Origin of the sequence: Streptomyces sp. NPDC006687, assembly GCF_040636215.1 — a bacterium.
Taxonomy (GTDB): Bacteria; Actinomycetota; Actinomycetes; order Streptomycetales; family Streptomycetaceae; genus Streptomyces.
The window spans coordinates 336931-362835 of the sequence record NZ_JBEYJJ010000002.1 but is presented as its reverse complement, the minus strand read 5'-3'; the positions used below and the strand labels follow the sequence as shown (position 1 = coordinate 362835).

The 25905-nt window shown below is 74.0% G+C and carries 22 protein-coding genes; 14 read left to right on the top strand and 8 right to left on the bottom strand.

Annotation, left to right across the window (positions count from 1 at the left end; all coding sequences use genetic code 11):
• Positions 1 to 6 precede the first annotated feature (6 nt).
• The gene (locus ABZ716_RS04030) at positions 7 to 906 is read left to right on the top strand and encodes a nuclease (protein WP_358956315.1); all 900 of its coding nucleotides are present in this window, start codon (positions 7 to 9) and stop codon (positions 904 to 906) included.
• Between the two features lie 70 nt (positions 907 to 976).
• On the opposite strand, the gene ABZ716_RS04025 is transcribed toward ABZ716_RS04030, so the two are convergent.
• Positions 977 to 1234, bottom strand: coding sequence for a hypothetical protein (locus ABZ716_RS04025; protein WP_358811511.1), 258 nt, complete (start codon positions 1232 to 1234; stop codon positions 977 to 979).
• Between the two features lie 117 nt (positions 1235 to 1351).
• Between ABZ716_RS04025 and ABZ716_RS04020 the strand changes: the two genes are divergently transcribed.
• A complete protein-coding gene (locus ABZ716_RS04020; RefSeq protein ID WP_358956313.1) occupies positions 1352 to 1723 on the top strand; it encodes an ArsC/Spx/MgsR family protein in 372 nt (123 codons plus the stop codon).
• A 9-nt stretch (positions 1724 to 1732) separates the two neighbouring features.
• On the opposite strand, the gene ABZ716_RS04015 is transcribed toward ABZ716_RS04020, so the two are convergent.
• The gene (locus ABZ716_RS04015; protein ID WP_358956311.1) at positions 1733 to 2560 is read right to left on the bottom strand and encodes an alpha/beta hydrolase; all 828 of its coding nucleotides are present in this window, start codon (positions 2558 to 2560) and stop codon (positions 1733 to 1735) included.
• 94 nt (positions 2561 to 2654) lie between these two features.
• Here ABZ716_RS04015 and ABZ716_RS04010 point away from each other — a divergent pair, with 94 nt between their 5' ends.
• A complete protein-coding gene (locus ABZ716_RS04010; RefSeq protein WP_358956309.1) occupies positions 2655 to 3170 on the top strand; it encodes a MarR family winged helix-turn-helix transcriptional regulator in 516 nt (171 codons plus the stop codon).
• Between the two features lie 62 nt (positions 3171 to 3232).
• Positions 3233 to 3793 carry a hypothetical protein gene (locus tag ABZ716_RS04005; RefSeq protein ID WP_358956307.1) on the top strand — a complete coding sequence of 187 codons (561 nt, stop codon included), beginning with the start codon at positions 3233 to 3235 and terminating at the stop codon, positions 3791 to 3793.
• Positions 3794 to 3802: 9 nt separating this feature from the next.
• Here ABZ716_RS04005 and ABZ716_RS04000 read toward each other — a convergent pair whose 3' ends face one another.
• Positions 3803 to 4741, bottom strand: a complete 939-nt coding sequence (locus ABZ716_RS04000; RefSeq protein WP_358956423.1) for a Gfo/Idh/MocA family oxidoreductase — start codon at positions 4739 to 4741, stop codon at positions 3803 to 3805.
• A 551-nt stretch (positions 4742 to 5292) separates the two neighbouring features.
• Between ABZ716_RS04000 and ABZ716_RS03995 the strand changes: the two genes are divergently transcribed.
• The gene (locus ABZ716_RS03995) at positions 5293 to 5916 is read left to right on the top strand and encodes a winged helix-turn-helix domain-containing protein (RefSeq protein WP_358956305.1); all 624 of its coding nucleotides are present in this window, start codon (positions 5293 to 5295) and stop codon (positions 5914 to 5916) included.
• A gap of 75 nt (positions 5917 to 5991) precedes the next feature.
• Here ABZ716_RS03995 and ABZ716_RS03990 read toward each other — a convergent pair whose 3' ends face one another.
• Both ABZ716_RS03990 and ABZ716_RS03985 read right to left on the bottom strand, forming a co-directional pair.
• Positions 5992 to 7458 (bottom strand): PepSY domain-containing protein, encoded by a 1467-nt coding sequence (locus ABZ716_RS03990; protein ID WP_358956303.1) that lies wholly within the window; start codon positions 7456 to 7458, stop codon positions 5992 to 5994.
• A 66-nt stretch (positions 7459 to 7524) separates the two neighbouring features.
• Positions 7525 to 8520: a hypothetical protein gene (locus tag ABZ716_RS03985; RefSeq protein WP_358956300.1), complete on the bottom strand. Its 996-nt coding sequence runs from the start codon at positions 8518 to 8520 to the stop codon at positions 7525 to 7527.
• A 65-nt stretch (positions 8521 to 8585) separates the two neighbouring features.
• Here ABZ716_RS03985 and ABZ716_RS03980 point away from each other — a divergent pair, with 65 nt between their 5' ends.
• The 7 genes from ABZ716_RS03980 to ABZ716_RS03950 all read left to right on the top strand — a co-directional run bounded on the left by ABZ716_RS03980 (position 8586) and on the right by ABZ716_RS03950 (position 15510).
• The gene (locus tag ABZ716_RS03980) at positions 8586 to 9200 is read left to right on the top strand and encodes a rhomboid-like protein (protein ID WP_358811503.1); all 615 of its coding nucleotides are present in this window, start codon (positions 8586 to 8588) and stop codon (positions 9198 to 9200) included.
• Between the two features lie 61 nt (positions 9201 to 9261).
• Entirely contained in the window at positions 9262 to 10056 is a 795-nt protein-coding gene (locus ABZ716_RS03975; protein ID WP_358956298.1) for a tyrosine-protein phosphatase, read from the top strand.
• 100 nt (positions 10057 to 10156) lie between these two features.
• Positions 10157 to 12076 (top strand): hypothetical protein, encoded by a 1920-nt coding sequence (locus ABZ716_RS03970; RefSeq protein WP_358811501.1) that lies wholly within the window; start codon positions 10157 to 10159, stop codon positions 12074 to 12076.
• A gap of 163 nt (positions 12077 to 12239) precedes the next feature.
• Positions 12240 to 13136, top strand: coding sequence for a metal-dependent hydrolase (locus tag ABZ716_RS03965; protein ID WP_358956296.1), 897 nt, complete (start codon positions 12240 to 12242; stop codon positions 13134 to 13136).
• Entirely contained in the window at positions 13133 to 14176 is a 1044-nt protein-coding gene (locus ABZ716_RS03960; protein ID WP_358956293.1) for a PDR/VanB family oxidoreductase, read from the top strand. Before ABZ716_RS03965 ends, ABZ716_RS03960 begins: the two co-directional genes overlap by 4 nt.
• A gap of 37 nt (positions 14177 to 14213) precedes the next feature.
• Positions 14214 to 14930 (top strand): TetR/AcrR family transcriptional regulator, encoded by a 717-nt coding sequence (locus ABZ716_RS03955; RefSeq protein WP_358956291.1) that lies wholly within the window; start codon positions 14214 to 14216, stop codon positions 14928 to 14930.
• Between the two features lie 55 nt (positions 14931 to 14985).
• Positions 14986 to 15510, top strand: a complete 525-nt coding sequence (locus ABZ716_RS03950; RefSeq protein WP_358956288.1) for a GNAT family N-acetyltransferase — start codon at positions 14986 to 14988, stop codon at positions 15508 to 15510.
• A 51-nt stretch (positions 15511 to 15561) separates the two neighbouring features.
• Here ABZ716_RS03950 and pulA read toward each other — a convergent pair whose 3' ends face one another.
• Together pulA and ABZ716_RS03940 are read right to left on the bottom strand one after the other, a co-directional pair.
• Positions 15562 to 20979, bottom strand: coding sequence for a pullulanase-type alpha-1,6-glucosidase (gene pulA / locus ABZ716_RS03945; protein WP_358956286.1), 5418 nt, complete (start codon positions 20977 to 20979; stop codon positions 15562 to 15564).
• A gap of 82 nt (positions 20980 to 21061) precedes the next feature.
• Positions 21062 to 22765: a carbohydrate-binding module family 20 domain-containing protein gene (locus ABZ716_RS03940; protein ID WP_358956284.1), complete on the bottom strand. Its 1704-nt coding sequence runs from the start codon at positions 22763 to 22765 to the stop codon at positions 21062 to 21064.
• A 149-nt stretch (positions 22766 to 22914) separates the two neighbouring features.
• Between ABZ716_RS03940 and ABZ716_RS03935 the strand changes: the two genes are divergently transcribed.
• Complete coding sequence (locus ABZ716_RS03935; protein WP_358956282.1) at positions 22915 to 23271, top strand: hypothetical protein; 357 nt, start codon at positions 22915 to 22917, stop codon at positions 23269 to 23271.
• A gap of 67 nt (positions 23272 to 23338) precedes the next feature.
• Here the strand turns inward: ABZ716_RS03935 and ABZ716_RS03930 are convergent, their stop codons facing one another.
• Positions 23339 to 24901, bottom strand: coding sequence for a M4 family metallopeptidase (locus tag ABZ716_RS03930; RefSeq protein ID WP_358956280.1), 1563 nt, complete (start codon positions 24899 to 24901; stop codon positions 23339 to 23341).
• A 244-nt stretch (positions 24902 to 25145) separates the two neighbouring features.
• Here ABZ716_RS03930 and ABZ716_RS03925 point away from each other — a divergent pair, with 244 nt between their 5' ends.
• Positions 25146 to 25538, top strand: coding sequence for a helix-turn-helix transcriptional regulator (locus tag ABZ716_RS03925; protein WP_358956278.1), 393 nt, complete (start codon positions 25146 to 25148; stop codon positions 25536 to 25538).
• Positions 25539 to 25905: the final 367 nt, after the last annotated feature.

Genomic DNA, 25905 nt, shown 5'->3' with positions numbered 1-25905 from the left:
GCCGCCATGGCCATGCCGATGCTGCTGATCACCGGCACCTTCCGGGCGAAGAACCTCAGGCCGGACGGCGACACCGTCGCCTTCACCCCGGACGACCCCGCCGACTGGAAGCGCGTCCCAGGGGCCCGGCCGGTCCTGCCGAAGTGGGACGGCAGCGCCTCCATCCGGCTGGAGGGCGTCGACGCGCTGGAGACCCACTACGGGGACGAGCACTCGCCCTCGGGCGTGCAGCACCAGCCGCTGGGCCTGGCCCACGCGGCCGCGGACGCGCTGCTGACGGCGCTCGGCTTCACCGACTTCCACCGGGACGACCACGAGAAGATCATCAGCACCATCCCCGAGGTCACCCACGGCTACGTCCTCACCCGCGGCGCCGACGTCTCCGGCCGCTGCGTCGCCCTCGTCGGCAGGGACTTCCAGCCGGCTCCGAACGGCTACGAGATCGACGTCGACGAGCGCGCGCTGAAGAACACCGCCAACTACCAGCTGCTCGCCAAGGGCCTGGTCTACCCGACCTACTACAGCGAGTTCCCCGAGCTCCTGCGCGCCTCCCTCACCGCCGCCGCCACGGCGGCGGCCGCCCGGAACCCGAAGCCGGGCGTCTGGGCGAAGGACACGACCACGACCGGCACGAAGGTCACCGGCCTGTCCTCGCTCACGGACGAGGACACCGGGGCCGTGATCCTGCCGAAGCTCTTCCGCAGGCTGAAGGACTACCTGGACCTCAACCCCGCGGACCCCTCCCTGTCCTGCTTCCGCGCCTATCTGGCGGGGGCCTCGGAGGACCGGTTCTTCCTCCAGGGCGAGCCGGAGGTGTTCAGCGGCATGCACCACCTCGTCGAAGTCACCGGCGACACGGTCAGGATGACGCACGGTCCGGAGGAGATCGTCTTCGTGGAGAAGTGATCCGGGCGGACGGCCCGCCGGCGCGCGGAGCCGCCGGCCGGCCGTCGGCGTGCGGGGTGCCTGCCGCGCCTCAGGCGGCGTTGGCGACGATGAAGGCGCGGACCATGCGGCAGGTGAGGTTGGACGGCCGGCGGATCCCCACCCGGACGGCCATCGTCCGTATCTTCCGGTTGGTGGCGCGCTTGGCGTCGTACGTGCCCGTGTCGAGCAGCGAGATGGCCAGCCGCATGGCCTTCAGGCGGCGGTTGTGATTCTCGTACCACTCGCGGGGCAACCCCGCCGGCAGCGGCTTCTTCCTGGGCGTCATCATGCTCGCGGCAGCGGCCATCTACAGCCTCCCAAACGGTAGTTGGCTTCCTGTCGTTCTCCTTCGATTTTACCGGGGGGCACTGACAAAAGCCCTGGCCGGACGGCGGTCCGCCGCCTTCTGACTAGGCTTTCCGGCATGGAGATCTGGATCAACCCCGCCTGTTCGAAGTGCCGCAGCGCACTGACCCTGCTGGACGCGGAGGGCGCCGAGTACACCGTCCGCCGCTACCTGGAGGACGTACCGTCCGAGGCCGAGATCCGCGAGGTGCTCGGCCGCCTCGGCCTGGAGCCCTGGGACATCACGCGCACCTCCGACCCCCTGGCGAAGGAGACCGGCGTACGGGACCTGCCGCGCGAGGCGACGGACGAGGCCCGCGCCCGCTGGATCGCCCACCTGGCGGCCCACCCGAAGCTGATCCAGCGCCCGATCATCACCGCCGAGGACGGCACGGCGGTCGTGGCCCGCTCGGAGGAGGCGGTCCGCGAGGCCCTCTCCCGCAAGGGGTAGCCCCGCCCGCTACCCGGCGAGGAGGCGGGCGATGTCGGCGGCCGCCGTGAAGGGCAGCGCGTGGTGCGAGGCCCCGGGCAGCACCTCGACCCGCGCCCCCGGCAACGCCTCCCGCGCGGCCCGCGCGACGCGCCGGGGGTCGTGGCACCGGGCCGCCCCGGCGACGAGGACGTCGACCGGCAGCCCCCCGAGCCCGGCGAGGGCGGGCCGGGGCCCGGTCACCGGCCGGACGGTGGGGAAGGCGGCCACCTCCTCCTGGAGCCGCAGCCAGGCGGGGTCGAGCGGGACCCCGCCGGTCTCCCAGGCGAGGAACGAGCGGATCCGGGCCGGGGTGGGCCGCACGAGCACCGGCAGGGCGCGCAGCAGGTAGGCGGGCCGGAGTCCGGCGAAGACCCGGGCCGGGTCGAGCAGCACGAGCCGCTCCAGCCGCTGCGGCCGGACGGCGGCCGCGTGGGCGGCGATCCACGCGCCGTAGGAGTGCCCGGCCAGGGTCACGGGCCCGTCGGCGAGGGCGTCGAGCAGCGCGTCGAGCCACCCGACGAGGTCCCCGGGGCTCAGCACGGGCCGCCCGGGCGCCGGCACGCTCAGCCCCGGCTCCCCCACCAGATCCACCGCGTGGACCCGCCACGCCCGGGCCGGCAAAGCCCCCACGCAGCCGCCCCACACGACGGAGCCGGCCCCGCCCCCCGGCAGCAGCACCAGCGGGGGCGCCCCGAGCGGACCGCAGCTGTTGACCCGGGTGACCCCGTACGGCGTGGGCACCTCGACGGCCTCGGCGGACACGGGCCACCGGGCGAGGGCCTCGTCGTAGGCGGCGCGGAAGGACGTCGGGACCATGGTGCTGCTCCGCTCTCCCGGCTCGATCCCTCGCTGGGCGATAATCTCGCTGAGCGAGGGAATGGAATACCGGGGATCCTAGGCGGGAGACGGCATGGACGACAAGGACCTGGAACTGGTGCACCTGCTGCGGGCGGTGGCCATCGAATTCGGCCTGCGTCAGGCGGAGTTCGCCACCGCCAACGGGATGCACCCGACGGACGTACGGGCCCTGGTCTGCCTGCTGGACGCCGCCCGGGCCGGCGAACCGGCCACGGCGGGCCTGCTCGGCGCCCGCCTGGGCCTGAACTCGGCCGGTACGACGGCGGTGATCGACCGGCTGGAACGCCTCGGCCACACCACCCGCGCCCGCGACCCCCACGACCGCCGCCGCGTCCTGCTGACGGTCACCCCGCAGGCGGTCCGCCTGGGCCGGACCTTCTTCGGCCCGGCGCTCGCCACACTGGCGGAGGCGACGGCCGCCCTCACCGCAGCCGAACGGCAGGCGGTCCACCACTTCCTGACCACGGCCCGCGCCGCTTTCGCTGGCCCCGACAGGGGCTCGGGACAGCCGGGCGGCAGCCGGGAGACCGGGGCCTCGTTCATCTCGCCCTCATCCCCCACCCCGTAGGGTGGGGCGGACACCGAAAAGGAACAAACCGCACCAAAACTCCGAGCGAGCCCGGGACCACCATGACCGACGCCCACGCCCACGCCCACGACCACGCCCCCGACCAGCGCCCCACCGCCCCCGGCGGGCGCGTGCTGCCGCCGCCTCGGCGGGGGGCCGACTGGATGTTCGGCGGGGTGTACGGGACCGTGCTGGCCAGTGGGCTGCTGGCCGCGCTCGACGAGACGGGCGGGCCCTACAACCCCTTCTACGACGCCAGCTGGATCCTCGTCACCGCCGTCGCCGCCGGGCTCGCGCACGGGTACGCGCACCATATGAGCACCCACCAGGCGGGCTCCGCCGCGTACCGGTGGCGGCTGCTGGTGCGGGGGCTGTGGAACGAGTGGCCGATGATCGTGGCCGCCCTGCCCACCGTGCTGCTGCTCGTCCTCGCCGGGGTCGCGCACTGGGAGTCGTACGGGGTGACGGCCGTCGGGCTCGGGCTGAACACCGCGCTGCTCTTCGCCTGGGGCTCCTTCGTGGCGGTCCGGGTCGGCTACCGGATGGGCCCGGCCTTGCTCATCGGCCTGGCCGACGCCACGATCGGCCTGGCCATCATCGTCGCCAACGCCGTCATCAAGTGAGGCCCCCCGTCAGGCGGGCGGGGCGCCCAGCTGCGACTCCGCCTCCGTGAGGATCTCCGTCAGCCGGGCCCCGAACTCCGCCCCCCGGGGGTCGGGCACGCCGGTGCGGGCCGCGGTGAGGACGGCGTCCAGGGCGCGCCCGTAGGCGCCGGGGACGTCGCTCCAGCCGGGCAGCGCGAAGACGCCCTCCGCCCCGCGCAGCTCCAGCCCCACCCCGGCCGCCGCGGCCGGGGCGCTCAGGCCGAGGACGGCCGTGCTGGCGGCGCCCGAGTCGTGCCGCAGGGCGAGCTGGACCGTGTCGGCGGGCCCACGGGCGGCGGTGACGGCGGTGACCTCGCCCAGGACCGGGATCAGGACGGACAGCGCGTGGGGGCCGACGTCCCACAGGCCGCCCTTGGCCTTGCGCCAGGGCGAGTCGGCGTACGCGCTGGCCTCGCCGCCGGGCGGGAAGACGGCGCCGAGCCAGTGGGCGGAGGCGGTGAACCAGCCGCTGCGCCCGGCCTGTTCGCGGACCCACCCGGCGGTGGGTTCGGCGAAGCGGAGCGTCAGGAAGACGACGGAGGCGACGCCGTGCGCGGCGGCGGCGTCGGCGACGGCGCGGGCGTCCGCGACGGTCGTGGCGACGGGCTTGTCCAGCAGCAGGTGGCAGCCGGCGGCCGCCGCGCGCACGGCGAGCGGGGCCTGGACGTCCGGCGGCAGGGCGAACGCCACCACGTCGCAGTCCTCGAACAGCGCGTCGGGGTCCTCGTACGCCTTCACCCCGTACGCGGCCGCCAGCTCGGCCGCCGCTTCCGGCCGGCGGCCCCACACGCCGGCGAAGTCGGAGCCGGCGTGGGCGGCGAGGGCGGGGGCGTGGGTGCGGCGGGCCCAGGGGCCGGTGCCCAGCAGGCCGACGCGGGGGCGGGGGTGGCCGGGGGCCCGCTCGGGGCCGTCGCCGGAGGAGTTCAGATCGGACGAAACGCTCACCCGTCCAGTCTGCCCCACGCGGCGGACGACGCGGGGCCGGGCCCGCGCGCGGGCGTGGGAGTGGCGCGGGGGTGTGGTGGCGGTGGGACGAATCCGTCCGCGATGCGGTACGGCCGCCCGAGGCGGGGTGACCAACGCGGTTTTTCTGTCGGCGGTTTGCCGGGATTGTGACGGCCTGACGAAGAGATCACGACGGAATTTGAGATTCCGATCCACCAAGTGAGACGCGGTCTGCCTCAGGCCCGCGCTTTCTGCTTCAATGACGCCCATGGCCAGCTACTCGTACTCCCCGACAGGTCGCAGCGACCTGGAGCCGTTCTGGCCGTCCCGGCAGGACCACGACTTCGACCGGGTGTGTCGCCGCGCCGAGAACGCGCCGGCCCTCTAAAGCCTCCGGGACCCCTGACCTCTCCACCAGACCCCTCCCGGGGCCTTCGGTCTGCGCGGTACGCAACGACTACGTGCCTACGCACACGTGCCCATGCACACGTACGTCTTCTGCCGACCACTCCGCGTGAAAGAGCTGACCACTCATGGCGAACACCCGCTCCCTCGCTTCTGCCGCCTCCGCTGCGACCTCCGCCCCCCTGCCCTTCCCGGCCGGTGCCCGCCATCGGCTGCGGGCCGTCGAACGGGACGAGGTGGCCCGGGTGGTGGACCTGCTCCCGCCGGGCGCCACCTGGCTGCCCGCGCCCCAGCACTCCCTGCCCGCGCTGCCGGGCCAGCCGCCCATGGTCGGCTATCTGGTCCTCGTACCGGCCGACCAGCAGCCGATCGCCTTCGCCCCGCAGTCCGTTCCCGTCCCGGGGCACGGGGCGGGGGCCGGGGCCGCCGCTCCCGTCCAGCCTGGGGCGCCGTCCTCGACGACGACCGGAGACACGCTCGTGCGGATCGACGCCGCGCGGCGCACGGCGGAGGTCGACGGCGAACAACTGGACCTCACCTACCTGGAGTTCGAGCTCCTCGCCCATCTGGTGGCCCACCCGCACCGGGTGCACAGCCGGGACCAGCTGGTCACCACGGTGTGGGGCTACGGCCACGTCGGCGACGGCCGGACGGTCGACGTCCACATCGCCCGCCTGCGGCGCAAGCTGGGCGCGGCGCACCGGGGTGCGATCCAGACCGTGCGCCGCGTGGGGTACAAGTACACGCCGTGACGGGACGGCCGGGAGGGGTCCGGGCGGGACCGTACGCACTGAGGAGGGCGTACGGTCCCGCCCGGCCGGCCTCCGTTACGCGGGGGCCCCGCGGCCCGCGCGCCGGCGGGCGGCGAAGCCGAGGGCCACGTCCACCGCGAGGAACACCAGCAGGCTGATGCCCAGCAGCGGGACGAACCAGCCGATCACGGCGGTCACGCAGGCGAACGGCAGCAGCACGCCCACCGGCAGCTTCCGCCAGGCCCCGCGCGGCTGGGCCCGGCCGGCGGACAGGGCGCGGTCCTTGGTGGGCCGGCGCATCCACCACATCCGGTAGCCCCAGACGATCAGGAACATCACCGCGACGGCGAGCGCGGCCAGCGCGATCTGGTTGGCGATCCCGAAGGTCAGGCCCATGTGCAGGTCGATGCCGAACCGGGTCAGCTGCGCGAGGAGCGGGTAGTCCGCGAAGCGGAGCTCGTCCATGACCCGGCCGTCGGCGGGGTCGACGGCGACGGAGTCCAGGTGTACCGGCAGGGTCTTGTCCGCCTCCTTGATCACGTAGCCCTTGCCGTGGGCGGGCAGGGTGACGCGCAGGCTTTCGGTGACCCCGGCGGCGCGGGCGGCGGCGACGGCCTTGTCGATGCCGATGTCGGGGGCGGTGTCGGGCATCGGCATGGACATCTCCGTGCCGTCGGGCATGACGTGTCCGGCGTGCTCGCCGCCGCCGGTGGCTCCGGTGCCGGGGGTGAGGGTGGCGGTGACGGAGGGGGTGGCCCCGCCGAGCCGGTCCTGGAGCTGCCCGATGTTCTCACCGGCGTACTTCGACCAGGTCAGGCCGGTCGCGGAGAGGCCGACGAGGCCGACGGCGGCCCAGAGGCCGATGCTGCCGTGCCAGGAGAGGGTCTTGCGGCGGCCGGTGGCCCCGCGGTCGGGGACGACCAGCTGTGCGGCGCGGGTGCGGCGGCGGCCGATCCACAGGGCGAGGCCGCCCAGGGTGACCACCCACAGCCAGCTGGCGGCGAGTTCGCTGTAGTTCCGGCCGAACTCGCCGAGCTGGAGGCTGGAGTGGAACTCGCTCAGCCAGGCCCGCAGCGGCAGGGCGTCACCGGTGGTGGTGAGCTGTCCGCGCACCTCGGCGGTGTAGGGGTCGACGAAGACGGTGCGGGTCCGGCCCTCCGCCAGCGCCGGTTCCTCCATGACCACGCGGGTGGTGGCGTCGGGTTCGGGCGCGGGCCACACGCCGACGACCTTGCCCTGGGGTTCGGCGGCCTGGGCGGCCTTCACCTGGGTGCTGAGGGGGACGGCGCTCTCGCCGACCCGGTCGACGGTCAGTTCGTGGGAGTACAGGATCCGTTCGGCCTGCCAGGAGCCGGCGTAGAGCAGGCCGGTGGCGGCGGCGAGGAAGAGCACGGGGGCTATGAGCAGGCCGGCGTAGAAGTGCATGCGCAGGAGCAGGGGGCGCAGCGCGGCCCATCCGCGCGTGGCTCCGCCGGTTGCCGGGGTGGTGGTGGGGGCGGCGGCGTCCCGTTCGGGGGCGTCGGTGAGGTCGTCAAGGGACATGTCGGTCCTGGGGATCGGCGAAACGGGGGACCGGCCCCGGTGGCCTCGCCGCCCCGCAGGCGCCGGTCAGGTGGCGCGGGCGGGCAGCGGCCAGGGGGCCGTGGTGCGGGTGTCTCGCCGACGGGGCGGCCCCCGGCGGACGGCCGTATGGGCGTGCACGGCCCCGCGCAGCCGGCGCGGCCGGTGGTACGGGGGCTGCTGCGCCGGCGGGGCCGGTACGGGGGCCACCCGGGTGCGGAGCAGTACGAGGACACGGGCGAGCGGCCGGGCGGCCAGCAGGGCCGTGGCCCCGATCACCCCGGCCAGCCGGAACACGGCGGCCTCGCCCCGGGCCAGCCAGAGGGCGCAGAGGACCCCGGCGAGCAGGTGCGCGGCCACCATCCCGAAGCCACCGTGCCCGGCCATGGCCGCCAGGCCGGCGAGCCCGCCCATGCCGGTGCTCATCCCGTCGGCCGTCGCGGCGGCCATCCCGTCGGCCGTGGCCGCGGTCATGCCGGCGGCCATACCGTCGGCCGCGGCGTGGGCCGAGGCCATCCCGTCCGCCATGGCGGTGGCGGCGGAGGCCATGCCGTCCGCCGTCCCGGGGGCCGGGGCCGCCCCGTGGGCGTGGACCATGCCGGTGAGGTCGGCCAGGCCGGCGGCGTGCGCCATGGCGGCCGGGTCGTGCGCTCCGGCGGCGTGGGCCGTACCGGCGGCGTCCGCCAGCCCGGAGGCGTGAGCCGTCCCCGTACCGGCGGCGTCCATCGGCCCCGGAGGGCCCGTGCCGGGCAGGGGCCGGTGCCGGTGGTGGGCCGCCTGCGGCCCCTGGGCGGCGGAGAAGGTGACGTGGAGCGCCGCCTGGGCCGACAGGAGGGCCGCCGTGATGCCCAGGGGGCCGCGGCGGCGGCCGGCGGCGGTCCAGGCGAGGGCGGCCGTTGCGGCGAAGGCCGCCAGGAGCCAGGGCAGGGGAATGTCCCGGCCCGACATGTGGACGTGCCCCACGGCGGCCAGCGCCACACACACCGCCGCGAACATCGCGGCGCGCGGGGCGCGCATCGGCACGTGGGGGCGGGGTCCGGACATGTCCTGGTCATGTTCTCACGGGGCCCGCCACCGGGCGCTCCGGACCCGTATCCGATCATGGACGGATGAATTCCCTGCCACGGTCATGGTCCCCGCTCCCCCTCGGCGCGCTCTACGCCGGCGGGGTCCAGCTCGGGGCACTCGCACTGGAGCGGCTGGAGCCGGCCGAGCGGGAGCGGGTGCTGCGCGGCTGCTCGACCAACGTCGACAACCTCGACGGGGGCCGCTGGGAGACGCTGCTGAGCAGCGCGCTCGTCGTCGAGGAGCCGATGCCGCTGCCGTACGCCCTGCTGCTGGCCGCGGTGCTGGGCTACGCGGAGTACGCGTACGGGGCCTGGTGGACGGCCGCGGTCTTCCTCTTCGGGCACGCCTCGGCGACGCTCCTCGTCCACGGGGTGCTGCGCCGCACCGCCGGCCCCGGGACCCGCCGGGCCGTGGACGTCGGCACGAGCTACGGGTTCAACACCGTGCTCGGGGCGCTGACCTCGGCCCTGCCGCGCGGGGCGGTGCGGACGACGGTCCGGGCCGGGCTGCTGGCCCTGGCCGTGCGGCCGGTGCTGCGGCGGCAGCGGACGTTCACCGACGCCGGCCATCTCGTGGCGCTGGGCCTGGGGATCGGGCTTTCGGTCGCCGCCGATTATCTTTCTGGATCAAACCATCGGAAAATCGCTCATATCTGAGCCGAACCCGCGCCGGGCCGGGTCCTCCCCGCGCCGCGCGCACAACGCTGGAGCCGCCACGATGACCGCCAAGCCCTCCACCACCGTCGCCAATCTCCGCGACCTCGGTGGCACCCCGCTCCCCGGCGGCCGTACCGTCCGCTCCGGCCTGCTCTTCCGTGCGGGCGCCCTCGACCGGCTCGACCTCGACACCGACCCGGTGATGTCCGCGCTGGGCCTGCGTACGGTCATCGACCTGCGCAGCGACGCCGAGCGGGCCGACCACCCGGACCGGATACCGGACGGGGTCCGCCTGCTGGTGCGCGACGTCCTGGCGGACAAGATCAGCGAGTCCCGGATGCCGGCCGCCGCGCAGCTCAAGGACCTCCTCGCCGATCCGGTGGTGGCCGAGGAGCACCTGGGCGACGGCAAGGCGCACGCCCTGTTCGGCTCGGTCTACCGCTCCTTCGTCAGCACCGGCTCCGCGCACGCCGCGTACCGCACGCTGCTGACCGAGGCCGCCGACCCGCAGGCGGGCCCGCTGCTGTTCCACTGCACGGCCGGCAAGGACCGTACGGGCTGGGGTGCGACCGTGCTGCTGTCGCTGCTCGGCGCCGACGACGACACCCTGATGGCCGAGTACCTGTCGGTGAACCCGGCGGTGAAGGCGGCCTTCGCCCCGATGATCGAGGGCTTCACCGCCGCCGGCGGGGACCCGGACATCGCGCTGGCGCTGATCGGGGTGTTCCCGTCCTACCTGGAGGCGGGGCTGGACGAGCTGTACCTGCGGTTCGGGTCGATGGAGAGGTACGTCCGCGAGGGCCTGAAGGTCCCGGACGAGACGGTCGAGGCGCTGCGCGCCCGGTTCACCGTCTGACCGGGCGGTCCCGTCCCGCGTCACGGGGGGCGGGCCAGATTCGTCCGAACGTGTGCGCTGGTGCGGGTGACCATCCCACGATTCGCTCGTTCTGCTGAACGTGACTGCGCCGGATACCGCCACCCGACCCCTGCCCCCCGACGTCGAGCAGGCCGAGGCCGCCATCGTCGAGCACTACCCCCGGCTGGTGCGCCTCGCCTACCTGGTGCTGCCGCCCTCCCTGGGCCGCAACCGGCGGGTGCTCACCGCCCACTCCCTGACCCAGCGGGCGCTGCCGCGCGGGCGGCGGGCCGCCGCCGGGGAGGTGCAGGGCGGGGTGCCGGCGCAGCGGGGCGGGCTGGACGGACCCGACTCGGGATACGCGTACGTACGGCTGCGCGTGCTGCGGGCCGCTCTGGAGGCGGGGATCCCGCTGACCTTCAGGGCGCTCCCGCTGCGCGGGCAGTTGCCGGCGCTGCTCCCGCAGGTGTGGGGGCTGCGGCTGTTCCCGCGCGCGGGCGGGGCCGAGGAGCTGGCGCTGGACCAGTGGCTGGCCACCCTGAACGGCCCCGGCCGGGCGGCGTGCGTGCTGCGGGCGCTGGAGGGGCTGGCGGAGCCGGATGTGCTGCGGGTGCTGGCGGAGGCCGGGGTGGCCGATCCGGAGGCGGCGGTCGCGGAGTCCGGGAATCCGGCGCACGACGCCCTGTTCGCCTCCCCCGAGTTCGATCCCTGCGTGCTCCAGGCCCGGCCCACCGACCTGCTGCGCCGCCGCCGCTTCGCGCGGGCCGCCGTGGCGGGGGCGGCCGCCCTCGCGGTGTGCGGGGCGCTGCTGGCGCTGCCGGGCGGCGGCTGGGGCGCGGACGGGCCCGCCGCCCCGCCGTACGCGCGCAACGCCGTGGCCGAGCAGGCGCTGGACCCGGGGCAGCTGGTGCGGGTCGCGCCCGCGGCGTGGCGTACGTCCTCCCGTACGGACTACTCCGCCTGGCCGGCGCGCGGCGACCGGGCCGGGGACACCGAGCTGCTGCGGCGGGCGCTGGCCGTGTGGGCCCGTCCGGGCAAGGCGGTGGTGGTCTCGGCCACGCCGGGGACGCCTTCGGGGCCGCCGATGGGCCCGGCGCAGCTGCTGTTCGCGGGGACCGTGGACCAGGCGGTGGTGGTGCTGCTGTACGACGGGCTGCGGGTGGTGCGCTACGCCGAGCCGCGCAACGGGACCGCCGGCGCGGCCCTGGACTTCGCCCGGACCGACGGGGCGACGGCGGACACCGCGACCGCGCTGGTGCTCAGCCGGGTCGACGGCAACGTCCGCTATCTGACGGCGCCTTGGGTCACCGCCGCCGCGGTGCGCGACCTGCTGAAGCCGGGGGAGGAGCCGGCCGCGCTGAAGCTCACCCCGGACGGGCTGACCCCGCCGGTGCTGGGTCCCGCGCCGAACGGGCAGTGCAGCAGCTGGAGCGCGCTGGCCCTGACCGGTGACGGGGCCACCCGGCTGGTCACCGACCTGGGCGAGCTCACCCCGGCCCGGCTGACCTCGGGCGCGCCGGGTGCCGCGCGGGACGTGACGGAGGCGGCGGAGCTCGGGGAGTGGTCGAAGACGGCGTGTCTGCTGCCGTCGGTGCGCTCGCACGGGGTGCGGTCGGTCAACGCGTGGACGTACGCGAAGCAGCCGCTGCCGGAGGGTGACGGGGCGGCGACCTGGCTGTGCAGCCGGGCGGAGACCTGGCGGGGGACGGCGGACCGGGTGCAGGTGCAGTTCCTCGCCCCGGGGGCCGCGCTGGCCGCGCAGGCGGCCAAGGCGGAGGGGTCGGCCGCGTGCGGGCCCCGGGAGCCGAGGGTGCTGGCCGGGGTGCTGTGGAAGTCCCGGGCGGGGCAGTGGTACGTGCTGGCGGCGGGCAGCGCGCAGTTCGCTTCGCTCACGGCGACCGGGGGCGGGGTCAACGGCAGCGCGAACGGCAACCGGCTGGCGGTGAAGGCCGCCGAGGGGGCGCAGGTGGACCTGTCGGGGAAGCTGACGGACGGGAGCCGGGCCGGGGCGCTCCGCTAGGTGTCGGGGGCCGGGGGCCGGGGGGCGGATGGTGCGTCGGCCGCGGGGTGTTCGTGGCTGGGCGCGCCGTTCCCCGAGCCCCTGGGGGACTGGGCGGCCGTTCGGAAGTGCGGGTTTGGCACGGGGGGTTTTGCTCCCGGGTGGGCGTCAGTACATTGACGCCATGTCTAATACGCCGGTCGCGCCCGTCCCCGTGGCGTCGGAACACATAGACCTCCAGGCACGGAACGTGTCGTTCTCCTGGGACGCCACCCCGCTGCACTGGCTGCCCGGTGAACCCTTCGCCGGGCACACCATCAACGTGCTGCACCTGCTGCTCCCCGCCGGCGAGCGCTGGTTCGTGCACGTCTACAAGCAGGTGCTCCCGTACATCACCGACGAGCGGCTGCGGGCGGACGTCGTCGGGTTCATCGGGCAGGAGGCCATGCACGCCGCCGCCCACGACGACGTACTCCCCCACCTCAAGCGCCTGGGCCTGGATCCCACCCCCTACACCGCCCAGGTGGACTGGCTCTTCGAGAAGCTCCTCGGCGACCGCACCCTCCCGCCCGGCCGGGCCCGCAAGTGGTGGCTGATGGAACGCGTCGCGATCATCGCGGCCATCGAGCACTACACCGCCTTCCTCGGCGACTGGGTGCTCAACGCGACGGAGCTGGACCGGCGCGGCGCCGACCCGATGATGCTGGACCTGCTGCGCTGGCACGGCGCGGAGGAGGTCGAGCACCGCTCGGTGGCCTTCGACCTGTTCCTGCACGTGGACGGCGGCTACCGGCGCCGCGTGCGGACCTGGGCCACCGCCTTCGCCGCCCTGGTGTTCCTCTGGCAGCGCGGCGCCCGCTTCTTCATGGCGAACGACCCCCAGCTGCCCGGCGCCAAGGCGTCCCTCGGCCAGTTCCTCCGGGCGGGCCGCAGGGGGGTGCTGCCCTCGGCGGGGGCCATGGCGAGGTCGATCCCGACCTACCTCTCCCGCACCTACCACCCCTCCCAGGAGGGCTCCACCGCCCAGGCGCGGGCCTACCTGGCCTCCTCCCCCGGCGCCAACGGCGGGGTGCGGCCGTGAGGCGGGCCCTGGCCGTCACGGCGGTGGCGGGGGCCGCCGTACTGACCCGGCGGGCGCTGCGCAAGCGGATCGGCCGCTCCCCCCTGTGGCCGCTCCCCGCGCTGGAGACCCCGGTGTCGGGCTGCTCCCCGCGCCGCTGGCTGCGCACGCTGGTCGTGGAGCGTACCGAGCCCGCCGAGGGGGTGCTGCGGCTGGTGCTGGAGTCCGACGAGCTGCCGCCCTGGACCCCGGGCGCGCACGTGGACGTACGGCTGCCCTCGGGGCTGGTGCGCCAGTACTCGCTGTGCGGGGACCCGGCCGACTCCGGCCGTTACACGATCGCGGTCCGGCTGGTCGAGGACGGGCGCGGCGGCTCACGCGAGGCGCACGCCCAGCTCGTGGAGGGCGCGGAGCTGGAGGTGCGGGCGCCGCGCAACCGGTTCGAGCTGCTGCCCGCCCCCGCGTACGCCTTCGTCGCGGGCGGCATCGGGATCACCCCGGTCCTGCCCATGCTCCGCGCGGCGACGGCGGCGGGCGCCGAGTGGACCCTGCTGTACGGGGGCCGCTCGCGGGCCTCGATGCCGTTCCTGCCCGAACTGGCCGCGTACGGAGGGCGGGTGACGGTCGTCGCCCAGGACGAGGCGGGCCTGCCGGACCTGGCCCCGCTGGCCGGGCTGCGGCCGGGCACCCTGGTGTACTGCTGCGGCCCCGACCCGCTGATGGAGGCGGTCGTCCGGGCCGCCCCGGACGCTTCGGCGGTGCACCTGGAGCGGTTCGGCGCGGCGGTGACCGGGCCGGCGCGGGCCTTCACCGTCGAACTGGCCCGCAGCGGCGGCTCGGTGGAGGTCGGGGCCGGCGAGTCCGCGCTGAGCGCGGTGCGGCGGGTCCTGCCGGACACCCCGTACTCCTGTGAGCAGGGGTTCTGCGGGACCTGCCGGCACCGGGTCCTGGCGGGTGCGGTCGACCACCGCGACGAGCTCCTGACGGACGAGGAGCGCGCGGACTCGATGCTGCTGTGCGTCTCCCGCGCCGCCTCGGACCGGCTCACGCTGGACCTCTGAGCAACTGGCCCGGCCGCCCGCGAAGTAGGGTGTCGGCATGACGACCGGGGTGCGGCGCAGGATGGGTGTCGAGGAGCGGCGGCAGCAGCTGATCGGGGTTGCCCTGGAGCTGTTCAGCCACCGCTCGCCCGACGACGTGTCGATCGACGAGATCGCGGCGGCGGCCGGGATATCCCGGCCGCTCGTCTACCACTACTTCCCGGGCAAGCTGAGCCTGTACGAGGCCGCGCTGCGGCGGGCCGCGGACGAGCTGGCCGAGCGCTTCGTCGAGCCGCGCGAGGGTCCGCTCGGGGCCCGGCTGCTGCGGGTGATGGGCCGGTACTTCGCCTTCGTCGACGACCACGGGCCCGGCTTCTCGGCGCTGCTGCGCGGCGGTCCCGCGGCGGGCAGCAGCCGGGCCAACGCCATGATCGACGAGGTCCGGCAGGCGGCGTACGAGCAGATCCTGCTGCACATCGGCGTCGAACGGCCCCCCGCGCGCCTGGAGCTGGTGGTGCGGTCCTGGGTGTCGCTGGCGGAGTCGACGGCACTGCTGTGGCTGGACGGTCGGCGGATCCCGCGCGCGGAACTGGAACTCCAGCTGGTGCACGACTTCGCGGCGCTGGCCGCCGTGAGCGCCGCGTACGACGCGGAGATGGCGCAGATCCTCGTCGCCATCCTGGCCGGTGAGCCGGCCGACGGGCCGTTCGGTGAACTGGTCGGGCGGCTGGCGACGCTGGTGCCGGGCCCCCGCGAGGACGTGGCGGACCTGTGACGGACGACCCCCGGGCGGGTGGGGGCCGGGCGGCGCGGCTGGCGATAATGCCCGCGTGATCATTGACGACGGGATCGTGTTCCGGGCGGCCGGGGAGAAGGACGCCGGAATCCTGGTGAAGCTCTACGACCAGGCCGCCCGGTGGATGCGCAAGCAGGGCATCGACCAGTGGAAACCGGGCGAGAAGGACGCCGCGCACTTCCGGGGGAAGATGCGCGACGGGGAGGTGTGGCTCGCCGCGGACGCGGACGGGCAGGTCGTCGGCGCGTACGAGCTGTGGTGGTCCGACGAGGAGGCGTGGGGGGTCCAGCCGCCGGTCGCGGGCTATGTGCACCGGCTGATGGTGGACCGGGAGACGGCCGCTCCGGGGACGGGGCTGCGGCTCCTCGCCCACGCCGAGCGGCGGATCGCCCGGACCGGGCGGGAGCGCGCGCGGCTGGACTGCGTCTCGACGAACCCCCGGCTGCTGGCGTACTACCGGGGCGCGGGCTACCGGGTGGTGGGCGAGTTCCCGTCGAAGCAGGGCAAGGACGGGCGGGTGTACGGGGTGATCCTGCTGGAGCGGCGCCTGGACGTCTGAGGGGGCGGGTACCGGAGTCCGTCCGGTACCCGCCCCCTCAGGCGTGGTGCGTCAGCCGCGCTTGAACACCGCGACCGTCCGCGCCGGGGTGGTGAACTCCCCCGTCGTCCGGTCGTACGCCGCCGCCTTGACGGCCCGGTCGGAGCCGCCCGCCTGGACGGGGTGCAGGGCGTAGCCGGTGCCGGCGAGGGCGGGGACGCGCTGGGCCTGGGCGGTGGGGGTGGCGTTGAAGACCACCACCAGGTCACCGAGGGCCATGGTGAGCACGCCCGGGGTCTCGCCGGGGCCCGACAGCGGGAAGGACAGCCGTTCCTGCACCGCCTGGGCGGTGGTGAGGGCGAAGGCGGGTTCGGTCGTACGGATCCTCAGCAGGTCCCGGTAGGCGGCCGAGGCGCCGTCGATGTCGGCGCAGCCGGGGGCCGGGCCGCTCAGCAGGGGCTTGGCGTAGGGCCACTTGGCGCGGTTGTCGGCGGCGGGCGGCAGGCCGCGGCCGAAGCCGTTGCCGTCGCGGCAGTCCCAGTGCAGGGCGTTGAACCAGTCGCCGCTGTCGAAGGAGTTGCGGTCCAGGGACTTGGAGCGGAGCAGGTCGCTGCCCGCCTGGGAGAGGGCCGGGCCCTGGGAGAGGGCGGCCGTGGCCATCGCGAGGACCTGCATACGGGCCCGGTCGGCGGTGGCGGTGCCGGCGGGGAGCTTGTAGGCCAGGGCGTCGTAGAGGGACTCGTTGTCGTGGGCGTCGGCGTAGGCCAGGGCGTCGCCGGGGGCGGCCGCGTAGCCGGCCGGGGCGCCGTTGTAGTCGATCCCGGAACCCTGGGTGCGGCGGCCGGTGGAGTCGGTGAAGGCGTACGAGGCCAGGTTGCCGGTGAGACCGACCTTGAGGAGGTCCTGGTCGTGCAGCAGGCGGGCGCGCTGCTGCTCGGGGGTGCCGTTGGCGGGTGAGCCGTTGGGGTCGGTGAAGAGGCCGGTGGCGAAGCCCTGGACGCGGGGGTCCTCGTCGAAGGGGCCTCCGCCGCGTACGGCGTCGCGGGCACGGTCGGAGAAGGTGGCGATGCCGGTTCCGGCCATGTTCTTCTGGGTGGCCTGGACGAAGCGGGCGTCGTCGGCGACCTCGCCGAAGTTCCAGCCCTCGCCGTAGAGGACGATCTTCTTCCCGTCGACCCCGTCCTTGGCGACGGTGAGCTCGTCGAGGGCCTTGCGGACGGCCAGGATGTTGGCCTTCGGGTGGTGGCCCATGAGGTCGAAGCGGAAGCCGTCCACCTTGTACTGCCTGGCCCAGGTGACGACGGAGTCCACGACGAGGCGGCCCATCATGGCGTTCTCGGGTGCGGTGTTGGAGCAGCAGCTGGAGGTGGCGACGCTGCCGTCGGCGAGGAGCCGCTGGTAGTAGCCGGGGACGACGCGGTCCAGGACGGACTGGTCGGACTGGCCGGAGGCGATCGTGTGGTTGTAGACCACGTCCATCACGGTGCGCAGCCCGGCTCCGTTGAGGGACTGGACCATCCTGCGGAACTCGACGGTGCGGGCGGTGCCGTCCGGGTCGCTGGCGTACGAGCCCTCCGGGACGGTGTAGTGCAGCGGGTCGTAGCCCCAGTTGAAGCCGTCCTTGGCGGCCGCGGCCGTCACGCACTCCTGCTGGGACGCGGAGTCGGGGGCGTAGGACTTCAGGTCGCAGGCGGGGGTGGTGCGCTTCTTGGGGTCCTCGGGGACGCTGCCGAAGTCGAAGGCGGGCAGCAGGTGGACGTAGGAGGTGCCGGCGGCGGCGAGTTCCCGCAGGTGGCGCATGCCGGCGGAGTCGGTGTCGGTGAAGGCCAGGTACTGGCCGGGGTGCTTGCTGGTGGCGTCCGCGATCGAGAAGTCGCGGATGTGGAGTTCCTGGATCTGGGCGCTGCTGAAGGGGACGGGGGCCGGCTTGCGCAGGTCGCGCCAGCCGGGCGGGGCCAGTCGGGGGTCGGCCAGGTCGACGGCCAGGCTGGAGGCCGAGTCGGTGGTCAGGGCGGTGGAGTAGGGGTCGGTGACCAGGTTGCGGACGATCTGGCGGGTGCTGGGCGCCCACACGGTGACGGCGTAGCGGTAGGGCTTGCCGGTCCAGGAGCGGTCGCCGCGCACCGACCAGACGCCGGTGGTGTCGTCGCGGCGCATGGGCACGGTGCGGCCGTCGAGTTCGAGGGTGACCTGCTGGGCGGTGGGGGCCCAGACGGAGAGGGTGGGGCGGCCGTCCTTGAAGACGGGGCCGAGGGGGGTGGTGGCGGCGTTCGCCGCGTACAGGTCGTCCAGGACGCCGGCGAGCTGGACTCCGGTGGCGGCGAGGACGGCCCCGTTGGCGGCGCGGGCGCTGGCGACGAGCTGGCCGCGCAGGGCCTCGCGGACCCGGTCGCGGTCGCGGGGGTCGACGGTGAAGGCGGTGTACGAGGCCAGGTGCGGGAACTTCTGCTTCTGGGCGGCGGTGAGGGCGGAGCGGGTCAGCCGCAGCCACTGGGCGCCGTTCTCGTGCAGGAGGCCGTCGCCGGCGGTGATGCGGCCGTCGTGGGAGGCGAGGAGCTGGGCGGAGGCGGCGGTGGCGGGGGCGTTCCAGGCGAGGGTGTCGCGGTCGATCCAGACGGCCTCGGCCTTGGTGAGGTCGAGGGCGGCGCCGGATCCGGCCTGCTGGGGCAGGAGGTACTTCTCACGGCCGCCGAGCATCCACACCTCGTGGCCGGTGGCCTTGAGGTCGAGGGACTGGTCGGCGGGAAGGTCCTTCTCGTCGCCCTTGTGGAGGATGTAGCTGAGGCTGGTGGCGCCGGGGGCGAGGGGGACCTCGTAGACGGCGCCGTACGGGTCGGTGCGGACGGGCAGCAGCGGCTTGGACCAGTCGGTGGGGGCGGCGGCGCCGCTCCACACGTGCAGGCCCCAGCCGTCGTAGGCGCCGTCGGGGCGCTGGTAGTGCAGGACGGCCTTGGCCTGGTCCTGCGGCGGGTAGGCGGGGCGGTCGGTGCGGGCGGCCTCCTGGCCCTGCTCCAGCCAGACCTCGCCGCCGCGGCTGAGGTCGAGGGTGCGGTCGGCGGCCACGTCCTTGGTGCCGTCCTTGTTGATGACGAGGTAGCCGAGGGTGGTGGCGCCGGGCTTGAGGCGGACGTAGGCGAAGGCCCCGTAGGCGTCGCGGCCGGTGAAGGGGTGCCCCTCGGGCTGTTCCTTCGACGGAGCGGCCTCGCCGTCGGCGAGGTCGCCCCAGGCGTACAGGCGCCAGTCGGTGTAGTCGCCGTCGGGGCGGTGGTAGTGGACGACGGCGTAGTCGCGCTGGGTGGCGGTGGGGGGCGTGGGCGGCGGGGTCTGGCCCGCGGTGGTGGCGGCGAGGGCGGAGGCGGTGCGGCCGCCCGCGTCGACGGCGACGGCCTTGTAGCGCAGGGGGGTGCCGGCGGGGGTGGTGGCCGGGACGGTGTCGGTGACCTTGTAGGGGGCGTGGTCGGCGGAGCCGAGGACCCGCCAGGCGCCGGTGCCGGTCTGCGCGGCGAAGACCACCCGGGTCAGGGCGCCGGGGCCGCCGGCCGGGGGGACGTCGGCGGACAGCTCGACGGTGCCGGTGGCGCCGGGGGCGGGGGCCTTGAGGGTGAGGGAGGGGCCGGTGGCGGGGGCGGGGAGGGGGGCGGTGGCCTCCAGCACGGTGGTGGCGAGGGCCGGGACGGTGACGGTGAGCTTGCCGGCCGGGGAGGCGGTGCTCAGGCCGGTGGCGTAGAGGGCGTTCGGGCCGGTGGCGGCGGGGGCGCCGTGGAGGACGCGGTAGCGGGCGCCGGCGGGGGCGTCGAGCTGGACGGTCCTCGGCTCGGCGGCGTTGTTGGCGGCGACCAGGTACTCGGTGCGGGTCCTGGGGTCGGTGCGGGCGAAGGCGTAGACGCTGCCGTCGGAGAGGCGCTCGCTCTGGATACCGTCGCGCAGGGCGGGGTGGTCCTTCACCAGCTTCGAGAGAGCACTGATCTGCTGGTAGAGCGGGTGCTCCGGATCGTAGGCGTCGCTCGCGGCGGTGCGGGCGGTGCCCAGCTCGTCGTCGTCGAGGTAGTCGGCGATCCGGGTCGCGAAGAGCGGCTGGCGGGCGTCCTTGTCACCGCCGGAGCCGGTGAAGCCCTGCTCGTCGCCGGAGTAGACCACCGGGTTGCCGCGGGAGAGGAACATCAGCTCGTTGGCGAGCCGGTAGCGGTCCAGCAGTTCGGCCTCGCCGGCGCCCGGGTGGTCCTGCTTGAGGAAGCTGCCGAAGCGGCCCATGTCGTGGTTGCCGAGGAAGGTGACCTGCTCGTAGGCGTTGGCCTTGTCGGTGGTGTACCGGAAGTCGTCGCCGAGGACGGAGGCCAGACGTCCGGCGGGCGCGCCCTGGGAGGCGTACGCGCGCAGGGCGTCCTGGAGCGGGAAGTCGAGGGTGGCGTCGAGGCGGCCGCGGGTCACGTAGGGGGAGGTGACGGCGGTGTCGGCGGAGTAGACCTCGCCGAACATGAAGAAGTCCTTGCGGCCGCGGCGGGCCGCGTACTGGTCGAGGGCGGTGGCCCACTGGGTCCAGAAGTCCATGTCCACGTGCTTGACGGTGTCGATGCGGAACCCGTCCACGCCGAAGTCGCGGACCCACTTCTCGTAGATCTTCTCCATGCCGCTGACGACCTCGGGCCGCTCGGTCCACAGGTCGTCCAGGCCGGAGAAGTCGCCCTGCTGCGCCGACTCCCCGGCGAAGGTGGAATCTCCCCGGTTGTGGTACAGGGACGGGTCGTTGAGCCAGGCCGGGGACTTGAGGTCCTTCTTGCCGGCGGGGACGACAGGGGTACGGGGGAAGCTGCGGGCGGCGTCGACGGCGGGGAACTTCCGCTTCCCGTCGGCGTAGTCGCTGTCGTCGAAGGGGACGCCGTCCTTGGTCAGGTAGGGGAAGGCGCCCTGGGAGAGGTAGTCGTGGGAGCCCTCCTTGTAGTCGATGACGTCGGCGGTGTGGTTGGTGATGACGTCGAAGAAGACCTTCATCCCCTTGCCGTGGGCCTTGTCGATGAGGCGGGCGAGGTCGGCGTTGGTCCCGAAGTGCGGGTCCACCTGGGTGAAGTCGGTGATCCAGTAACCGTGGTAGCCGGCCGAGGCGTTGGCTCCCTCGCCCTGCACGGGCTGGTTCTTGAAGATCGGCGCCAGCCAGATGGCGGTGGTGCCGAGCCCCTTGATGTAGTCGAGCCGGTCGGTGATCCCCTTGAGATCCCCGCCCTGGTAGAAGCCCTTGTCCGTCCGGTCCAGGCCGGTCTGGAGCCGGGTGCCGGTGAGCCCGCCGGTGTCGTTGCGCGGGTCGCCGTTGGCGAAGCGGTCCGGGAGCACGAAGTAGAACTGCTCGCGGGTCAGATCGTGCCGGGCGGGCTCGGCGGCGAGCTTCGCGTCCGAGGGCGGCGCCGGCGGTGTGGCGGCGGCCGCGGAGTGGGGCAGGGCCGGCAGGACGGTCACGGCCAGGGTGGCGGCGACGATCCCCGCTGCGGGGCGTATCAAGGGGGCTCTCCTCGGGGAGGTGAGGGCCGCCCGGCGTGGCAGGGTCAGGGGTGCCGGACGGCCCTGGTCGGGGGGCGCGGGGTCAGTTGCGCCAGGTGTCGGTCAGGGTGACCTTGCCGTTGGCCGGGACGCTGGCGGAGCGGTTGGCCCCGCTCTCCCAGGTGACGTTCCCGGAGGCGTCCTTGCGGACGTACTTGTACGAGAACGCCGTCCCGGCGGGGAGGGTGACGTCGAGCTTCCAGACGGGGTAGGCGGCCGGGTCGAGCTTGAGGGCGGCGCCGGGGTTCCAGGAGCCGAGCTCCGGGCGGTCGCCGGTGACGTAGACGTCCTGGCCGGGGACGGTCGTCGCGGTGACGGCGAAGGAGGCCCCGGCGGTGGCCGCCGGGGCGCCGGTGCAGGTGCGGGCGCCGGCGTGCAGGGCCAGGGCGGTCTGGGGGGCGAGGGTGGCGGTGAACCGGCCGCCGGAGTCGACGCTGACGGCGCGGCCGCTCTGCACGTCGCAGTAGGTCCCGGCCGGGAGGGAGGTCTGGAAGGTGCGGGTCAGCGGGGCGCTCTCGTGGTTGAGGGCCACGTACGCCCTGGTCCCGCGTCCGAAGGCGATCTGGTTGCCGCCGTTGTCCCACCAGTCGCTGACGCCCTGGCCCCGGGCGGCGTTGCGGAAGGCCACCATGGAGGAGAGCTGCGGCCAGGCGTGCTGGCACTTCCACCCGTCGCTGTAGCAGGCGTTGACGGCGCCGCCGTTGGGCGGTCCGGCGTCCTTGTCGGTCCACTCGTAGCCGGAGTGCACGTCCGGGGAGCCGTAGGGCCAGGCCAGCATGAAGACGCCGGCCAGGGTGTAGTCGGCGCCGTCCTTGTAGTTGAGGGTGTCGCCGACGCGCTCGGTGTCGTGGTTGTCGACGAACACCGCGGCCTGGCCGGAGGGCATGTACCCCCACGCTTCGCCGAAGTTCTTCAGATAGGCGAGCTTCTCCCCCTGGAACACCCGCTTCAGGTCGCGGGCGTACCGGAACTCCTGCACGTCCCCGGTGCCGAGGTACTCGGACGGTGCCACGGCCTCGCCGGCCCCGTAGATCGCCTCCTGCTTCCAGTAGACGGCGGGGTTCGTGAGGCGGGACTTGATGTTGGCGAGGTCGGCGGCGGGCATGTGCTTGGCGGCGTCGATGCGGAACCCGTCGACCCCGAGGGACAGCAGGTCGTTGAGGTACCCGGCGATCCGCCCCCGCACGTACTCCTCACCGGTGTCGAGGTCGGCGAGCTGGACGAGCTCGCAGTTCTGCACGTCGGCACGGTTGTGGTAGTCGGAGACGGTGGCCCGGCAGTCGTCCATGTCGGCGCCGGAGTAGAGGCCCGGGTAGTCGTACTTGGTATACGAAGACCCGCCTGTACCCACACCGTTGCCCGCGGCCATGTGGTTGATGACGGAGTCCGCGACGACCTTGACCCCGGCGGCGTGGCAGGTGCCGACCATCCGCTGGAAGGCGGCCCGGTCCCCGAGCCGACCGGCGATCTTGTAGCTGACGGGCTGGTACGAGGTCCACCACTGGGGCCCCTGGACGTGCTCCTGCGGCGGCGACACCTGCACGAACCCGTACCCGGCGGGGCCGAGGCTGTCGGTGCACGCCTTGGCGACGGAGTCGAACCGCCACTCGAACAGCACGGCGGTGACGTCCTTGTCCCCCGGCGGGGAGGCGGAGGCGGACGGCGCCTGCGCGGTGAGGGTGGCGGCGGCGAGCGCGGCCACCGCGAGCCCGGCTCTGCCGGCGCGCGCGGGTAGGGATCTGGCCATGTGGGGGCTCCTCCTGGCGGGAAGGCGTGGGGGGTTGCACGCGACCGTAGGGCGCGGCCAGGAGTGTTGCAAGAGCTTGCGCAAGAGATTGCAGAATTGTTTCCGGGCAGGCACCCGCCCGCCCCACCGGCACGCCTAGGTTGGGCGGTATGACTTCTGCGCTTCTCATCGGATACGACCCGCACGCGATACCCGTCCCGGACATCGACGGAGCGGCTGTCCAGGCAGCCCTCGACGCGGAACTGGCCCGGTTCGGCGAGCACGGCATCGACGCGGCGATGACGCTGATCGTGTGGGACGGCTCGACCGAGTCCACGCTGATCGCGTCACTCACCGAACGCCCGTGGGACGTCGTGGTCATCGGCGGCGGCATCCGCAAGGCGGAGCCGCTGCTGCCCTTGTTCGAGCAGATCCTCAACCTGATCCGCCGCCACGCCCCCCAGGCGGCGATCGCGTTCAACACCCACCCCGGCGACAGCGTCGAGGCAGCCCTGCGCCGGCTCTGATCCGGGCGCACGAAAAAAAGGGGGGTGGGAGGCGGCTTGCGCCGCGCCCCACCCCCTCAGGCTCCCGCTAGTTGACGTTCACGGCCTTCCAGGCCGCCGCCACCTGCTGGTACTCGACGCCCGTCGCGCCGTACAGGTCGGCCGTCGCCTTCAGGGTCGCCGTGCGGGCGCCCGCGTAGTCGGTGGTCGAGGTCATGTAGGTCGACAGGGCCTTGTACCAGATCTTGTACGCCTTGGTCCGGCCGATGCCCGCGACGGTGGACCCGTCGTAGGTCGGCGAGTTGTACGCGACGCCGTTGACGGTCTTGGCGCCGCTGCCCTCGGACAGCAGGTAGAAGAAGTGGTTCGCGACGCCCGACGAGTTGTGGACGTCGAGCCGGCCCACCGTCTTGGACCAGTAGTCGGCGGAGGCGCCGTCCTTGCTGGGCTTGTCCATGTACCGCAGCGGGCTGCCGTCACCCCGGATGTCGATCTTCTCGCCGATGAGGTAGTCACCGGGGTCCGAGGCGTTGTTGGCGAAGAACTCCACCGAGGTGCCGAAGATGTCGCTGGTGGCCTCGTTGAGACCGCCGGACTCACGGCTGTAGTTGAGCTTGGCGGTGGCGGCGGTCAGGCCGTGGCTCATCTCGTGGCCCGCGACGTCCAGCGCGGTCAGCGGCCGCTGGTTGTTCTGGCCGTCTCCGTAGGTCATGCAGAAGCAGCTGTCGTCCCAGAAGGCGTTGACGTAGGCGTTGCCGTAGTGGACGCGGGAGTAGGCGGCCCTGCCGTCGCCGGCGATGCCGTTGCGGCCGAGCTCGCTCTTGTAGAAGTCCCAGGTGACGGCCGCGCCGTAGTGGGCGTCGACGGCGGCGGTCTGCCGGTTCGACGGGGTGCCGTCGCCCCACTTGTCGTCGGCGTCGGTGAAGAGGGTGCCGGTACCGGAGGTGCCGCCGTTCAGGTCGTACGTCTTGTGGCCGCCGCGCGCGGTGTCGGTGAGGCTGAACGCCGATCCGCTCGGCGCGGTGCCCAGGGTGACGGAGCCGGAGTACTCGCTGGTGCCGGTGCCGGTGTCGATGGCCTCGTAGGAGTAGAGCTCGGCCCCGGTGGCGGCATCGGTGATGACGTGGCGCTCGCTGGGCGTGCCGTCGTGCTGGGTACCGGTGACCACGGTCTCGTACGCGAAGACCGGCTTGCCGGTCGCGGCCCACACGACCTGACGCCCGCCGGCGGGAGCCGCCCGCAGGGCGGAACGGGCGCCGGCCGGGGCTATCTTCGCCTCGACGGCCTTGTCGGCCTTGCGGCTGCCGTCCTTCTTCTGGTGGACGACCAGGTCACCACCGAGGACGGGAAGCCCCTGGTACGTGCGCTCGTAGCGGGTGTGCACCGTACCGTCGGCGTCCTTGATGACGTCACGGGCCACGAGGCGCTCGTCACCGCCCAGCCCGATGGCACGGGCGGTGTCGGGCGCCGCGTTCTGCGCCTCACCGATCGCCTGCGCACGCGCTCCGGCCGTCAGCTGAAGCGCGGTGGCCCCGGCCTCCCGCTCGGCGGAGGCACTGGCGGAACCGGTCTGGACGGCGATGGCGACCATGGCCGCCGAGGCGACGAGTGCGGCGGCGCGCAGGGTGCGGGGGGTGCGGAATGAGGACATGGGGAAGGTCACTCCTTCGTAGCCGTGGGGGGACTGGCTGAGAGAGTGCCATCAACCCGACCTGGATGACAGGTACGCAACAAGGATTTGACCTGCCGTTGTCCGTTGAGCGGCGCACAAGCTCCGCTCAACGAACGAAAACCACCCATTCCGCTTCCGCTTGTGGGAAGTTGAAGCGACCCCCTGAAACAATCCCCGCCGCCTAACCTGTCGGTGTCGCGTTGCAAGGAAGGGGCAAGGCAGCATGTCGTACGACGCAACCCCGGACCCGTACGCCGATCCGCTGGTGTTCGGTCAGAGAATGCAGATCCTCCGCACACGGCGCGGACTCACCCGAGACCAACTCGGCGGCCTCCTGGGGCGCTCGGCCTCCTGGGTCAAGGCAGTCGAGACCGGCCGTCTGCGCACCCCGCACCTGCCGGTCGTCCTCCGGGTCGCCGAGGTGCTCCGCGTGCGGAACCTCTCCGAGCTGACGGGGGACCAGTCCCTCCCCGCCGACCTCTTCGCCGGCCCCGGGCATCCCCGCTTCGCGGAAGTACGCGAGGCCCTCAACTCCCTCAACCTCGGCACCACCCCCGAAGCACCCCCGGCCGCCCACCTCACCGCCTGCCGCCGCAAACGTCCAGCCCGCGTATGACCAGCCCCAGACCAGCGGCAGCCGCCGAGACGGGAGAAGCGCGTAGCGATCTGCGGCGCCCAGGGCCCCGAACGCTGCTCTGTTCGGCGTTTCGTGCAGGTATCAGCCCCAGACCAGCGGCAGCCGCCGGAACGGGAGGAGCGCGTAGCGATCTGCGGCGCGGGGAGGCGCTGGCCACCGGCTGAGGCCGGCCCGGATGCCCGGTCTGCCGGCCCCCGACCCCTCGCCTCATCGCCGAGGGAGCCGAATGTCCGCTTCTGGCCCGGCCCGTTCTTCTGGGGGCTTCCCGGCAGTCCTTGTCTTTCCGGGGCGGGCCGGCCTGTCAAGGGTGGCCGAAGGCCATCGCGCAGCGACGCGACCGAAGGGA

What these genes read in the sequence shown, in the direction of transcription:
- ABZ716_RS03990 (WP_358956303.1), bottom strand. Translation starts at nt 7,458, where the DNA reads ATGTCCCTTGACGACCTCACCGACGCCCCCGAACGGGACGCCGCCGCC.
- ABZ716_RS04025 (WP_358811511.1), bottom strand. Translation starts at nt 1,234, where the DNA reads ATGGCCGCTGCCGCGAGCATGATGACGCCCAGGAAGAAGCCGCTGCCG.
- ABZ716_RS03965 (WP_358956296.1), top strand. Translation starts at nt 12,240, where the DNA reads ATGTCTAATACGCCGGTCGCGCCCGTCCCCGTGGCGTCGGAACACATA.
- ABZ716_RS03980 (WP_358811503.1), top strand. Translation starts at nt 8,586, where the DNA reads ATGAATTCCCTGCCACGGTCATGGTCCCCGCTCCCCCTCGGCGCGCTC.
- ABZ716_RS03940 (WP_358956284.1), bottom strand. Translation starts at nt 22,765, where the DNA reads ATGGCCAGATCCCTACCCGCGCGCGCCGGCAGAGCCGGGCTCGCGGTG.
- ABZ716_RS04020 (WP_358956313.1), top strand. Translation starts at nt 1,352, where the DNA reads ATGGAGATCTGGATCAACCCCGCCTGTTCGAAGTGCCGCAGCGCACTG.
- ABZ716_RS04010 (WP_358956309.1), top strand. Translation starts at nt 2,655, where the DNA reads ATGGACGACAAGGACCTGGAACTGGTGCACCTGCTGCGGGCGGTGGCC.
- ABZ716_RS04030 (WP_358956315.1), top strand. Translation starts at nt 7, where the DNA reads ATGGCCATGCCGATGCTGCTGATCACCGGCACCTTCCGGGCGAAGAAC.
- ABZ716_RS03925 (WP_358956278.1), top strand. Translation starts at nt 25,146, where the DNA reads ATGTCGTACGACGCAACCCCGGACCCGTACGCCGATCCGCTGGTGTTC.
- ABZ716_RS04005 (WP_358956307.1), top strand. Translation starts at nt 3,233, where the DNA reads ATGACCGACGCCCACGCCCACGCCCACGACCACGCCCCCGACCAGCGC.
- ABZ716_RS03930 (WP_358956280.1), bottom strand. Translation starts at nt 24,901, where the DNA reads ATGTCCTCATTCCGCACCCCCCGCACCCTGCGCGCCGCCGCACTCGTC.
- ABZ716_RS03975 (WP_358956298.1), top strand. Translation starts at nt 9,262, where the DNA reads ATGACCGCCAAGCCCTCCACCACCGTCGCCAATCTCCGCGACCTCGGT.
- ABZ716_RS03995 (WP_358956305.1), top strand. Translation starts at nt 5,293, where the DNA reads ATGGCGAACACCCGCTCCCTCGCTTCTGCCGCCTCCGCTGCGACCTCC.
- ABZ716_RS04015 (WP_358956311.1), bottom strand. Translation starts at nt 2,560, where the DNA reads ATGGTCCCGACGTCCTTCCGCGCCGCCTACGACGAGGCCCTCGCCCGG.
- ABZ716_RS03985 (WP_358956300.1), bottom strand. Translation starts at nt 8,520, where the DNA reads ATGTCCGGACCCCGCCCCCACGTGCCGATGCGCGCCCCGCGCGCCGCG.
- ABZ716_RS03935 (WP_358956282.1), top strand. Translation starts at nt 22,915, where the DNA reads ATGACTTCTGCGCTTCTCATCGGATACGACCCGCACGCGATACCCGTC.
- ABZ716_RS03955 (WP_358956291.1), top strand. Translation starts at nt 14,214, where the DNA reads ATGACGACCGGGGTGCGGCGCAGGATGGGTGTCGAGGAGCGGCGGCAG.